The organism is Cyanobacteriota bacterium, from assembly GCA_025054735.1.
Taxonomy (GTDB): Bacteria; Cyanobacteriota; Cyanobacteriia; order SKYG9; family SKYG9; genus SKYG9.
Window position 1 is genome coordinate 1 of record JANWZG010000047.1, and the last position, 13,507, is coordinate 13,507.

Sequence of the window (13,507 nt, forward strand, 5' to 3'; positions counted from 1 at the left end):
CATCAGAGCGAGTTGGCCGCATCTATGAGAAAGGACTGTATCGCGGTGGCACCCAAAACCCTCAAACCTTTATTGCTAGGGCATCAACACAGCTTAGATCCCTAAAACTGAGTGACTCGGAAGTGAAGGTAATCACAGCCGTAGCGGAGAATGAGGGTAACTTAGATGCCATTAACACTTGGGATAACAGCTTTCTCAGCTTTGGCATCTTTCAATGGACCGCTGGGGCTGAAAATAGTCCTGGTGAGTTGGGGGCACTGTTGGAGTTGTTGAAACGACAGGCACCAACTGTGTTTCAGCATTATTTTGGCCAGTTTGGCCTGGATGTGCAACCCCAAGAAGGTTCCGATACCGGTTGGATTACGTTAAATGGGCAACGGTTAATGAGTACAGCCCAAAAATCTATACTCCGCCAGCCAATTTGGGCTTATCGCTTTGCGATCGCAGGCACAGATACTGTTGTGCAGTCAGTGCAGATTCTTCATGCTATTAACCGACTCGATCGCTTTTACTTCAGCCCCCAGCGAGACTTGCAAAATGTTGCCCTCTCACGACTATTCACATCAGAGTTTGGCGTGGCTCTGTTGCTTGACAATCATGTCAACCGTCCTGGCTATGTGGTGTCCTGCGTGGCTGAAGCCCTGAAACAACAAAACATGTCCGCTAGTCAGTTGGCTAATGGCACTGAAGCAGACGAGCAGCGGGTGATCAATAGCTACCTCGTCATTCGCCAAACCTATGGCAAATATCCAATGACAGACGCGCTGGAGCGGGGCAATCGTGCTCGGCAGCGCGTTACTCAGGGCTTGCTCTCTAGTCGGCGAAACTCATTTGTGTCTAACCGCTCGTCCCGTTAGGCGAGGCTGTCAGCCCTTACCGCATGGTGACGAATTCTTCAGCAGAGCTAGGGTGAATGCCTACAGTGGCATCAAAATCTGCCTTAGTAGCTCCCATTTTAACGGCGATCGCTACCCCTTGAATAATCTCTGCTGCATAATCTCCGACCATGTGTGCCCCTAACACCTTATCCGTCTGGGTGTGGACGACGAGCTTCATCATAGTTTTCTCGTCGCGGCCCGCTAGCGTATAGTACATGGGACGAAAACGACTGCGATAGACCTTGATGGCTTCGTTGCCATATTGTTCACGGGCTGCTTCTTCTGACAAGCCCACTGTAGCAGCTTCGGGGGTAGTGAAAATAGCAGTCGGCACATTGTCATAGTTCATTAGTCGTGGCTTATTGCCAAACACAGTGTCTGCAAAGGCCCGTCCCTCGTTGATGGCTACAGGAGTGAGGTTAATGCGATTAGTGCAGTCACCTACAGCATAGATGTTGTCTACTGATGTGCGGCTGTGCTCATCCACTACAATTGCCTCAGCATGAATCTTCACATCCACGTTTTCTAGACCCAAGTTTTGGAGGTTGGGCCTGCGTCCTGTTGCTGCTAGGGTAACAGCATCTACAATCACAGTCTCTTGGGTAGGTTCGTCATCTCCATCAGGTTTTGCTAACTTGCCCTCAACGGTGACCTGTAGCCCTGCCTCCGTTTTCTCGATCGCAATCAGCGTGCTGCTGTGAATAATCCGCACACCATGACGCACCATTGCCTGCTGAATTTCCGAGCGCAAATCGCGGTCAAACCCCCGCAAAATCATCTCACCCCGCAGAATCTGGGTTACCTCAGTACCCAAGCCGTGCAAAATGCAAGCAAACTCGCAGCCAATATAGCCTGCCCCCAAGATTACTGCCCGTTTGGGTTGCTCGGTTAAGTGAAAAATATCGTCTGAGGTGATGGCGTGTTCAATGCCCAGGATGTTTGGCTTTACTGGTCTACCTCCCACAGCAATCAGAATCTTATCCGCCGTAACCTTGCGATCGCCTACCTCCAGTGTGTGGTTATCGACAAACCGTGCATGTGCTCGAAACAGTTCCACCTTGGAATTATCTAACATCCGCTGATAGATGCCATTCAAGCGTGTTACCTCGTTATTGACCGCTGTAATCAGCGTTGACCAGTCTAGTTGGCTCTGTACAGCGCTCCAGCCGTATCCCCTTGCCTCTTCAAAGTAGTTGGGAAAGTGAGACGCATACACCATCAGTTTTTTAGGCACGCATCCCCGGTTTACACAAGTACCACCCAAGCGATCAAACTCTGCTATCCCAACCTTTGCACCATACTCGGCTGCCCGTCGGGCTGTAGCAATACCACCAGAGCCACCACCAATCACAAATAAGTCAAAATCGTAGGTCATAGTTTACTTCCACGTAGGAACACGCATCCAACTTGATCTTAAATAAAATCTGAGTGACTACCTAACTCTTTCTTACTACTCATCCTCGGGTTTCTTGCCTATTAGCGGCAAGATATGGTTTTGGTGTTGGTAGGCACGTTTTGCCTGGGTACAGTGCTGACAACTGGATGGCTATCATGGTGCTAAGTGCAGTGTATTGTCCATGGCGAGGGGCGAAGAGTATGACTAGACAGAACAGCTCACAGGCAAGCTCTTTACTATCTAGCAATCATGCCCGTCTAATTCCAGTGGAGGGTTACCTGGCTCCTGCTGTCCTTTAGTTAGGCTGTTTAGCCACAGGACTCCACGCCCTCATTCACCGACCAGAATTGTGGCAATTTTTCTGTGCGCCGTCGTCGAGCAGGCCAACTAGCTCTTCACAGTGCCTATCGCAGAGAAGCATTTCTGTATGAGCTACACTTTTTGCCACCAGTGATTTTCATGTATCATTTTTATCCTTCTCCAAACTGTTTTCTCAAAGAAAAATTCTGGTTACCATACTCGCTAGTGTTCTCATTGGGCTATTAGCAACTAACAGTGTAGGTTGATTGTACAGTGCAGCAATAATGTCTGATGTGGCTCTAGGTGTAGATCAGGGTGATAGTTGGTTACAAAGGCTTATTAGTTAAACCTTGTGTCAAGGGTTTATGCTCTCAAGCTTATGAACTCAAGACTCGTAGCCACTGCTTGAATTAGCCTTCATTATTCGACTAGAGGTATAAGCCGAGGAATATTATTCATAGCTGACTGTAGATGGTTTAGGCATGGCAATAGGGGCTTGTCTCTACAATATTGCAAAGCTAGTTACAGCAGATTAGCAGAGTTATCGCATTTAGGACTGATGTTTGGAGTCAGCAGCCTATATTCCAGATTTACGCTGAAGCGCGTGCAGAAGCTTGCTGTACATCAGTGACATACACGCAAAACATATACCAGTAATGAATAAAACATGTATGCAATACAACCCTTACTGGTTGGTCATAGGGATAACTCTGATTGTCAGAATCGCTTGGGCGTTGGCAGTGCCTGTCGTCCCTGTGGGGGATAGCATTGCCTATGATACCTTTGCTCAAAATTTAGCTAATGGTATTGGTTACCGCTGGGATGCAGATTCGCCCACGGCCTACTGGCCTGTGGGTACCTCCGCAGTCTATGCTCTGTTGTATGCTCTCTTTGGTCACAACTACACCCCGATCGTGTTGTTCCATATTCTTGTGGCGGTGGTAACCAGTTGGGGTGCCATGCGCCTTGCCCATCAGTGGTTTGGGCAGCAAGTTGCCTTAACAACAGGGTGGCTATTGGCGCTGTGGCCTAGCCAAATCCAGTTCACTACTGTGTTGGCTAGTGAACTGATTTTTAATGCCTTGATCATCCTAGTATTGAACCTGTGGTTTGAGACGCGGCTAAAGCTGTGGGTACAAGTGGGGGGAGTGGGGATCTTACTGGCAGCCGCTAGCTACGTGCGGCCAACAGCGTTATTGATTCCTGTCTTGTTGGTCGGGTTTCGTTGGTTGAACACCAAGGAAATTTGGCAAACCTTGGTAATGGGAGTAGCAACTAGTCTGTTAATGTTGGGGTTGATTTTGCCCTGGTCCTATCGCAATGCTCAAGTCTTTGGCGAGTTTGTGCTGATTTCTACCAATGGGGGTGCCAACCTATGGATGGGCAATAACCCTAAGTCCACTGGGGAATATATGCCATTACCTCCTGAGGTGGCTTCTATGGATGAGGCTAAGCGAAACCGTTATTTAAAAGATTTAGCCAAGGAACATATTCGACAAAGACCATTACTGTTTCTGCGGCGTACAGTGCAGCGAACGATTATTACCCACAGTCGTGAAAGTATTGGAGTGGTCTGGAATGCGGATGGTCTAACTCAACGCTATGGTACATGGGTGATGATGCCCCTCAAAGTACTGAATCAAGTGTATTGGCTGTTGATGCTGGGGTTGGGTCTAGCTGGCGGGGTGATGCTAATTCAACAGTTTGGTTGGTTTACGGGCATAACTCATCCTTTGATAGTTCTGTGGGGCTATTTTGCGGCCATTCACGCTGTAATTGTGGCTCAAGATCGCTATCACTTCCCTAGTATTCCTATGATTGCAACCTTGGCGGCGTTTGCCATTGTATCGCTCTTAGGCTATCGGCAAATGCTGAAGCAGACAACTCCCCAACCTTCTCAACCTCATGAGGTTAATTAATTTATGGCTAGCATTTTACAGTTTCCTTACCTTAAAGCACTTCGGCCTCATCAATGGACAAAAAATCTCATTGTTTTTGCGGCTCTGTTGTTTAGTTTTCAGCTAACGCCGACGGCTATTCTGGGGAGTGTGTTAGCATTTGTTCTATTTTGTTGTGTCTCTAGCAGCTTTTATCTGATTAATGACATTGTGGATGTGGAGGCCGATCGCCAGCATCCTGTGAAGTGCAAACGCCCGATCGCATCTGGTCAGGTTAGTATCCCGGTTGCTACGGGTATGGCCATTGTCTTGCTAGGAGGTGCGCTAATCATCGGCTGGCTGCAAAACCCTATGCTAGGGGCAGTGTTGTTGGCCTATGCCTTGCTGCAAGTGGCTTACAATGTGCGATTAAAGCGTACAGTATTGCTGGATGTGATTGCGATCGCGACAGGATTCGTGCTAAGAGCCAGTGCTGGTGGTGCAGCAACCGGCATTACCCTGTCATCCTGGTTCTTGCTCTGTACGGCTATGCTGTCCCTCTTTTTGGGGGTAGAAAAGCGTAAGGCAGAACTGCAAGCCTTCCAGTTACGGGGCGGCAAGGGTCGAGCCGTGCTCTATCGGTATTCCATGGCTTTGCTAGGACGGATGGAAAATACGGTTATTTCGGGAACGGTGCTCACCTATGCCCTGTGGAGTTCGGGGCCGAATGTAGGGGGGGCATCGACCCCTTGGATGTTATTGACCTTGCCGTTGGTCATCTATGGCGTTTTCCGTTACCAGTTCTTGAGTGACCCAGAGGAAGTAGAACGCCGCAGCAAGAATCGAGCCGAGGGAGCACAAACGGAGCGTCCAGAGGATATTTTGCTCCATGATTTTCCGATTTTGGCTACTGTGGTCAGTTGGATTCTTATGACCTTTGGGATTTTGTGGCTTAAGTCTCGTGGGGTGATTGCCTAGTGGACAAGACATCATGACTCTACGCTTTCCCTTACCTACCCAGGTAGTTACCCTAGCTAGTCTAGACTTGGCGTTGCTCAAGCAAGCGGGCATCCGGGGCATCATCTTAGACTTGGATAATACCATCGTTTCTGAGGACGATCGCTACCTGTCGCCCCATGCCGAAACCTGGATTAGGGATGCCATGGCCACAGGAATTCGGTTTTTTCTCCTATCCAATGGCAAGCGCAAACATCGGGTGCAGTTCTGGTCAGAAAGGTTGGGCATAGCTGCCCTCAGCCCTGCCAAAAAGCCTCTGCCTGCTGGGTTTCGCAAAGCAATTCTCCATCTAGGGCTGGATAAATCTGCCATTGCTGTCATCGGCGATAGCCGCCATACCGATATGCTAGGTGCATGGCTAGTTGGTTGTGTAGGCATTCGAGTTGCCTCCTTGCCCCATCCTCCGCGTTGGTGGGAACGTCTACTAGGTCGTTGGGTGCAAACTCCCTACCCGCCAGATGCAGAACTTTGGCCATTCACGGATCACCCTTACACTGGAAAGGATAAATAACATGCTAGGACTTGCCTTGCTTATGGCCTTAACCATTGCCCTAAATACGATCGCCCAAGTTTTACTAAAAGCAGGTAGCAACCAGCATCCCATCAACCTTTACCTGATGGGAGGAATCCTCGCCTATGGCCTCAGCACCGTTGTTTATGTGCTAGTGTTAGGCAAATTTAACCTGTCTGTCGCCTATCCAGTGATTATTGGCCTAACTGTAGTCTCTACCACCCTGATGGGGTCACTAATCTTCAAAGAACAAGTATCACCCGTGCAATGGATGGGCATTGGCCTCATGATCAGTGGCATTTCTGCTGTCAGTTTGGGCAATGTTAAACCTTAGACCTGTCGGCAGAGGCTCTGGCCAAAGATAACAGAGTCATCTCGTCAATCAGTTAACGAGCAAAGCTATCGAATGCGCACAAAACCTGCCCGGCTGATCAGGTCTTGTCCCTGATTGGTGAGCAGCAAATTTGCATAGGCTTCGCCTGCCTGTTGGTCAACTTGACCGTTCTGCTTGACAATCACCGACAACCGACGGGTAATAGGATAACTACCCTGTTGAAATGCCTGTTGGTTAAGTTGGTTACGCTGGTTGGGGCAAGCATTAGGAGGCACCAAGGGTTCTAGGTAGGGGGGCACAAATTCTCCTGGTTTTCGTCCGATTGGTAACGGCTTCACGGTACATTGGGGCACTAACTCAGGAGCAGTAGCGTAATAGATGCCACCAGGGTTCTTGGCTACCAGCCGGAGTGCTTGGGTCGTTGTCGGAATCAACTGGACGACTGGGCTAAAGTTCTGCCCATCCAGCACACTATCAATAAAAAACTCTACTGTCCCGCCCTCTTCTGGACGGCGAGAATACGGCACGATGGGAAGATCTGGCCCGCCTACTTGATTCCAGTTAGTAATCTTGCCAAGATAAATGTCGCGGAGTTGGGACACAGTAAGCCCTGGCACGTTTAGGTTATAGTTCACGCCAACCGCCAAGCCATCGATCGCCACTGGAATTTCCTTCAAGCTAAAGCCGCGTTGGGTGGCTGTCTGATATTCCCTATCATTAAGAGGACGCGACGATTGCGAGAATGCAAGCTGGTTATCTAGTAACATCTTAATGCCACTGCCGGAACCGGGAGCACCAGTAGGTGGGTCGGTATAGCGAAGCTGAAACTTAGGCACAGTGGCCAGAATAACGCTGTCTACATCTCGTCGAATAGGTGCCCATGTGGTGCTACCCCCGTAGTTAAACAGGCCCGATGGCACATTCGGTACCTCTGCGAAGCTGGCAAAGGATCCAGACGTTACAGGACTCGAAGCTACAGGAGATGAATTAGGAGAAGCTGGAGTAGGGGCTTTAACATTAGGTGAGCTAGAAGAACCTGCTGGCGATCCAGAGGGCGAAGGACCAAGGCTGATACCTGGTAACTTAATGCCTGACCGGCCTAGAAACATCGCCCCCCCTCCGACGATGCCAGCAGTAATCAACAGAGCAGCCACCGCGATTGCCGTATCGTGCTTTTGGGTCATAGCCGCAATACCCTCAGATACCTATCCCATCCATCATAGGACAGATTCCCTAGGTTGACCCAATCCTTAACACCTTTGTGCAACACAGTACCTAAAGCCGGATGGTACTGGAGAAAAACTGGCGAAAGTCTTCGTCCCTTTGGCTCAACCATGCAGGCACACCATGATGTTGTAACTTCTCTACCAACCGAGCACAGGCTGGACGCTCAGTCGCAAAGTGACCAGCATCGATCAGCACGAGACCCCGATCGCGACTCTCTTGAAACTGGTGAAACCGACAATCGGATGTTAAGTAAGCCTGCGCTCCCAATTGAACTGCTGTCTCAATAAAGCTAGCTCCGGATCCTCCCAACACAGCTAGGCGGTGAATCGACTGTTGCAAATCAGCCTCTGGAGAATAGGTCAAATCTACTGGTTGCAGAGAGTCTTGAATGTGGGTTAATAGGGTTGCCAAGGTAGGAGCAGGATCCAAGGTGCCCACTCGTCCCAAGCCACAGTTAGCTGCCTTACCCGGAACCATAGGTACGGCATCCTGTAGACCCATCACTTGACCCAACACGTCGGAAACACCATCAATCGCTTGATCTAGGTTTGTGTGGGCAGTGTAAATTCCAACTTGATGGGTGAACGCTAAGCGTACCAGATCAGCGATCGGTCGTCCTGTTTGCAACGATTTCAGCGGCTGAAAAATCAATGGATGGTGAGCCAAAATCAGGTTAATGGCGATACCCTGATCTCGTAGAGATAAGGCTTCTTGCATCACGGGCAGCGTTGGTGTCAGGCAAACTAGTACGGCAGCCTTCTGGGACAGAACACCTGGATCCACTTGCCAACCACAGTTGTCCCAGCTTTCTTGCCAGCGGGGATCAGCCCAGTTCTCTAGCCATGCGATCACCTCTGCTACCGTTATCATCAACACTGCACCTCAGCCACAGCATCTAGTGTAGCAAGGGATGAGTTGCAAAAAGTATAACCCTTGGGTGCCCTGGAAAATGGCGACTATAGCCGCTGGAACTCAAGCTAGGGTTTTGATGGCATGGGCTGGTCTAGGGAAGGGCTTGGTGCTCCATCCAGCGGGTTGCTGCCAGTGGTGGCATCAGGTGTATCTGTGCCAACCGCTTGACTGGGTGCTTGGGATGGGGTGTTGGCTTTGGTAATAGCTTTGACTGCTTCCTGTTTGATTTGGTCTTTATATTGAGGTGCAGCTAAATTCTCAGCCATGGTGAAGAGTGGCTTGGCTTCCTCTAGCTTACCTTGTTGACTAAGAACGATCGCCTTACCAAATATGGGTCGAAAATCATCTGGTGCAACTTTAATAGCTTCGTCATAAACTGCGATTGCTTCGTCATATCGACTCTGCCGCTCATAAACCTGACCCAAAATCAATTGCACAGAAATCACATCAATAGCATCTGGCTGAACTTTATTAGCTTGGGGTGCTAGCTTCAATGTGTCCTTCAGTAAGCCGATCGCAGCTTCAGGACGTTTTTGGTCAAGCAATAGCCCTACCAGCCCCTGTAATGCCAACAATTCACCAGGCTTAGTGTTCAAAATAGTGCGATAAGCTTGGGCTGCCCCTTCTCGATCGCCGACATACTGCTTATACTGAGCCAGCAACACACCATACCGAATTTCCTTAGGATTAAACTTGGCTAACCGTTCCAAGGATGGAATCGCGGCTGCTACATCGTCGCTAGATAACTTGTTGCTCTGAAGCTTGATCTTAATCAGGTCTAGCCTAGAGTCTACTAGGCCCTTAAGAGCCGTTTGATTATCGGGTTCCCGCTGCAACACTAATTCATATCCCTTAATCTGAGACTCTAGCTCTGCCTGCTGAGATGTAGGTAGGGGTTTTGCATCTGCGCTACTGTTAGAGGCAGACACCTCTAGGTTGAAGCCAGCATTAATCCAAGGAATAACTGCTACTCCGACTAGCGACGCAACAGCAAGAACTAGGAAGATTCTTACAAACCAACGATTAGGCTGCTCAGACACAATGTTGCCTCACCTTTACAAAACCACTCGACAAGACTAGCATTCGCCAAAGCAAGCTGCCCCTACTCCAACTCAAGACAAGCTTGCCTTTAAGCCTTTAAGCTATTTGCTGGAAATAAATCAGACAATTGCCTGATGTTAAGTCAGATCTTTACCCTGATTCTTAGCAGGAATTCTCTAAAAATTTAGCGCAAGAATCCAAAGCGATCGCAGAAATCTAGGGAAACTTTGCGGATTGAACGAGAACAGACTAGCATTCAGTAATAGAGATCAAGGTGAATGTGATAGATCATTACGCAAACGTGGCAAACTCAAGGTAATGTTATTGTCTCTAACATCCAGAGACACTAGTAACTGTTGCCAAATGCTTGCCCTAGACTGTGTAGTCTGTCTCACTATCTGCAACTCTCTGTCTGCTAACGTCTGAGCCATCGCCATGAGTTCTACCCCTAGTCGGTCTGTTAAGCAATCTAAGTCTTTGCCATCTCAAGACACCAACCAACCGCCAACTCCTCCAGAATCAACATCATCGTCTAGTGCTGAATCGTCATCAGAGGAAGAGCTAAAGCTTGTTCGCCCCGTTAGGCCAGCAACGCCCCCCAAGCCTGTGGTTTCGGCCTCTTCCCCACCAGCCGTAGTTGCTGTTGTAGCCAAGGGGTCTCAGAGAACAACTATCACACCAACAGAAACAGACGGATCCAAAAAACCTGATAGTAGTTCCGCTACGCCTGCTCCCTCAACAGTTATTGACAACCAGACTGCTAATAATGTAGCAACTGACGCAGCGATTGTTCGGCAGCAGCCAATTCCTCCACCGAGTGAGCGTATGCAATATCGAGCGATCGGCTTAATTCGAGGTAAGTATGTTGCTTCTAGTGAGCAGTTAACTCGTGGCAGTCTCATCACGTCAGATGGAACAACGATTGATGCTGTGCTGTTAGGGCGGGTGATTAGCCTTATTCGCAAACATATTGACCTAGAAGCTGAGCATCTATGGGTTGTGTATCCTCGCACTCGTGAAAAGGAGGATGACCTGCACGCACAGATTGTGGGAGTTTGGGAACCTGAGACCCTACATAGGCTGCCAAGTATGGAGGGGCAGTCTGCTGAGAAAGATGAGGCGGCAGCGGATGATGAGAACAATGAGGGTAATCTTACCAGCAGTAGTGCCAACGGCTCATTAACAGACATTGCTCAGTATGTGCCTGCGTCAGAACTTCCCGATGGATATTTTTCAATTCGAGGGGAGGTAATTTACCACTCGGAAGAACATCAGCGGGTCATCGTTAAAATTCGCCAAACTCCTCGCAAGGCTAGTAAGGCAGAAAAATCTTTTAAGTTGCTGCTGCGAGGAACGATCGCAAGCGAGAAAGTGCTAGGGCGCTTTTGGGATCTGCAAGTGCAGCGTGAAGCTGATCACCTTGTGTTGCAAAGTGCTAACCCTGTAGGTATTGTTCTGCCCAAGAAGTCGGCATCGGGTGCTCGATCACAGAAACATCGAGGCAAAAAACCATGGAAATCTGGAGGTGCAGGACGGCCAAACCGAGCTGATGGAAGTGGACAAAAACACACTCCTTCTGCGCGGCGAGAGCCTACATCCAAGCCTATGAAGCGTCGTGACAAAGACTCTGGATAGTGGTAAGGCAGTGATGATTTCGGTGGGGTCGAGGGGGGCTTGGCCTCTGTTGTGGGAATGTCCCTCACACTCCCTTCCCAGAGAATCATTACCTCTTAAGGACTACCAGACTCTGCATTCCAGCAGTTCTACCATTCAGCAGCGAAAACTTGGCCGTAAAATCCATGATGCCGCCATGATAATGGAGAAAGATGTTCGTGATAGGTGGCTATGGCACGGGATTTGCGCAGCTTTATCAAGTTATTAGAACAGCGGGGACAGCTACGGCGGGTTAAAGCCTTGGTTGACCCGAACTTAGAAATTGCAGAGATTGCTGATCGCCTGCTGCGATCTGGTGGCCCTGGTCTGCTGTTTGAGAACGTTAAAGGATCAACCTATCCGGTAGCCGTGAATCTGTTGGGCACGGTAGAGCGAGTCTGTTGGGCCATGAACATGGAGCACCCCGATGAGCTAGAAGCACTAGGCAAGAAACTAGCGTTGCTCTATCAACCTCGTCCCCCTAAAAAGCTGTCCCAGGCGATCGAACTCGGTAGTGTGCTATTTGACGTGCTTAAAGCCAAGCCAGGAATTGATCTGCTTCCAGCCTGTCAGCAGGTAGTGCTCAAGGGGGATGCCGTTGACCTGACCCAATTGCCCCTGTTGCGAGTGTATCCCGGTGATGCCGCACCTGTGCTGACTCTAGGACTGATGATCACCAAGGATTGCGAAACTGGGATCCCTAATGTAGGTGTGTATCGGCTGCAACTTCAGTCTAAGACAACCATGACCGTACAGTGGCTCTCTGTACGAGGCGCTACAAGGCACCTGCGCAAGGCCGCAGAACGGGGTAAGCAGTTAGAGGTTGCCGTCGCCGTAGGCGTTGACCCATTGGTAATTTTGGCAGCAGCAACTCCCTTGCCAGTGGATTTGTCGGAGTGGTTGTTTGCCGGATTATACAGTGGTCGGGGCATTCACCTAGCCAAGTGCAAAACCTTGGATTTGGAGGTGCCTGCTGATGCGGAACTGATTTTGGAAGGGACGATTACACCAGGGGAAACGGGTAAAGACGGCCCCGCTGGGGATCATATGGGCTATTACGGTGGAGTCAACGAAAACGCGCCATTGATTCGGTTTCACTGCATTACCCATCGACGCAATCCCATCTATCTCACTACCTTCAGTGGTCGTCCGCCTAAGGAAGATGCCATGATGGCGATCGCCTTAAACCGCATCTATACCCCCATCTTGCGTCAGCAAGTGCCTGAAATTGTAGATTTCTTTCTGCCTATGGAAGCACTCAGCTATAAAGCTGCTGTGATTTCGATCGACAAAGCCTATCCCGGACAGGCACGCCGTGCTGCTCTGGCATTTTGGAGCGCCTTACCCCAGTTTTCTTACACCAAGTTTGTAGTCATTGTGGATAAGACCATCAATGTCCGCGATCCCCGCCAAGTGGTATGGGCGATTACCTCTAAAGTTGACCCAGCACGGGATGTGTTCATCCTGCCAGACAACCCCTTCGATGCTCTTGATTTTGCCACTGAAAAGCCAGGACTGGGAAGCAAAATGGGCATCGATGCAACGACCAAAATCTACCCAGAGAGCGATCGGCCTTGGAGTCCTCCCCTGCAATCAGATCCTGACGTTGCGGCCATGGTCACCCGTCGTTGGGCAGAGTATGGCCTAGCTGATCTAGGTTTGAGAGAAGTGGATCCTAATCTTTTTGGCTATGAGATCAAGACTTAAGTTCGTGTAATGGCTGTCTGCTTTTCACGTCAACCAAGAATTTCGAGGATACTTTGCTACAGTTTTGACTAAGAGGCAATTACCGTCGAATATTTGAGTTTCAAATGCTTGAGCAGTTAAATGCTCAGCTCTAAAGGTCATAGAGCTTGTTGCTAAGAGAACACCTTGACGTGACAGCGCGTTGCTCAAGATCATAACGCTCGATACACTCGATACAAGTGTTAGGTATTGAAATCGTCAGCACGATCGTGGTTATGACAACTTAAACCAATTAGCTGGTACAGCTTTGGAGATACCCACTAAAATTTTGGGTAAGTTAACGACAACTTCAACGATCGTCAAGTCATTTACCAAGGAGACCGGAGGTTTCGTCATGCGTCGTGTTGCCCTTGCTACCCTGTCGCTGCTTGTGCTATCTGCCAGTTCTGCACTGGCCCAGCCTGCTCTCCGCAGTCGCGTTAACCTCCCCACTCCCTTTAGCGATCGTACACCACCCCCTGTCGAGGCTCTGATCCCAGAGAATGCATCAGCCGTGGTGTTGTTAAATACGACCGATGCCGTGTGGAATGACCTCCATCGGTTTGAGCTATTTCCTCGCTACGTCTCCGTGCGGGGCATGATAGCAGACCTGCTGGGATTTGACTTCGACAAAGA

General features: G+C 49.5%; 13 protein-coding genes. 8 read left to right on the plus strand and 5 right to left on the minus strand.

Features of this window, described 5'->3' with window-relative positions; translation table 11 throughout:
• The coding region (locus tag NZ772_03870) for a hypothetical protein (GenBank protein ID MCS6812696.1) at positions 1–857 on the plus strand (857 nt) is incomplete at its 5' end.
• Between the two features lie 16 nt (positions 858–873).
• Here the strand turns inward: NZ772_03870 and gorA are convergent.
• Positions 874–2,253, minus strand: coding sequence for a glutathione-disulfide reductase (gorA, locus tag NZ772_03875; protein MCS6812697.1), 1,380 nt, complete (start codon positions 2,251–2,253; stop codon positions 874–876).
• A 992-nt stretch (positions 2,254–3,245) separates the two neighbouring features.
• Here gorA and NZ772_03880 point away from each other — a divergent pair.
• Genes NZ772_03880 through NZ772_03895 form a run of 4 tightly spaced genes read left to right on the plus strand, consistent with a single transcriptional unit; the run spans position 3,246 to position 6,313 of the window.
• Positions 3,246–4,493, plus strand: coding sequence for a glycosyltransferase family 39 protein (locus NZ772_03880; protein ID MCS6812698.1), 1,248 nt, complete (start codon positions 3,246–3,248; stop codon positions 4,491–4,493).
• Positions 4,494–4,496: 3 nt separating this feature from the next.
• Complete coding sequence (locus NZ772_03885) at positions 4,497–5,429, plus strand: decaprenyl-phosphate phosphoribosyltransferase (GenBank protein MCS6812699.1); 933 nt, start codon at positions 4,497–4,499, stop codon at positions 5,427–5,429.
• A 13-nt stretch (positions 5,430–5,442) separates the two neighbouring features.
• On the plus strand, positions 5,443–5,979 hold the full coding sequence (locus NZ772_03890) for a YqeG family HAD IIIA-type phosphatase (GenBank protein ID MCS6812700.1): 537 nt from the start codon (positions 5,443–5,445) through the stop codon (positions 5,977–5,979).
• A 1-nt stretch (position 5,980) separates the two neighbouring features.
• Complete coding sequence (locus NZ772_03895) at positions 5,981–6,313, plus strand: SMR family transporter (protein MCS6812701.1); 333 nt, start codon at positions 5,981–5,983, stop codon at positions 6,311–6,313.
• Between the two features lie 65 nt (positions 6,314–6,378).
• Here NZ772_03895 and NZ772_03900 read toward each other — a convergent pair whose 3' ends face one another.
• From NZ772_03900 to NZ772_03910, 3 genes are all read right to left on the minus strand, one after another.
• Positions 6,379–7,497: a PstS family phosphate ABC transporter substrate-binding protein gene (locus NZ772_03900; protein MCS6812702.1), complete on the minus strand. Its 1,119-nt coding sequence runs from the start codon at positions 7,495–7,497 to the stop codon at positions 6,379–6,381.
• Positions 7,498–7,588: 91 nt separating this feature from the next.
• Complete coding sequence (locus NZ772_03905; protein ID MCS6812703.1) at positions 7,589–8,407, minus strand: Nif3-like dinuclear metal center hexameric protein; 819 nt, start codon at positions 8,405–8,407, stop codon at positions 7,589–7,591.
• A 110-nt stretch (positions 8,408–8,517) separates the two neighbouring features.
• The gene (locus tag NZ772_03910; GenBank protein MCS6812704.1) at positions 8,518–9,492 is read right to left on the minus strand and encodes a tetratricopeptide repeat protein; all 975 of its coding nucleotides are present in this window, start codon (positions 9,490–9,492) and stop codon (positions 8,518–8,520) included.
• Between the two features lie 436 nt (positions 9,493–9,928).
• On the opposite strand from NZ772_03910, the gene NZ772_03915 reads away from it, so the two are divergent.
• A complete protein-coding gene (locus NZ772_03915) occupies positions 9,929–11,128 on the plus strand; it encodes a hypothetical protein (GenBank protein MCS6812705.1) in 1,200 nt (399 codons plus the stop codon).
• Between the two features lie 210 nt (positions 11,129–11,338).
• Entirely contained in the window at positions 11,339–12,853 is a 1,515-nt protein-coding gene (locus tag NZ772_03920) for a UbiD family decarboxylase (GenBank protein ID MCS6812706.1), read from the plus strand.
• A 252-nt stretch (positions 12,854–13,105) separates the two neighbouring features.
• Here NZ772_03920 and NZ772_03925 read toward each other — a convergent pair whose 3' ends face one another.
• Positions 13,106–13,228 carry a hypothetical protein gene (locus tag NZ772_03925; GenBank protein ID MCS6812707.1) on the minus strand — a complete coding sequence of 41 codons (123 nt, stop codon included), beginning with the start codon at positions 13,226–13,228 and terminating at the stop codon, positions 13,106–13,108.
• Here NZ772_03925 and NZ772_03930 point away from each other — a divergent pair.
• Positions 13,227–13,507 (plus strand): hypothetical protein (locus NZ772_03930; GenBank protein MCS6812708.1); only part of this gene is annotated, 281 nt, incomplete at its 3' end. The genes NZ772_03925 and NZ772_03930 overlap by 2 nt on opposite strands.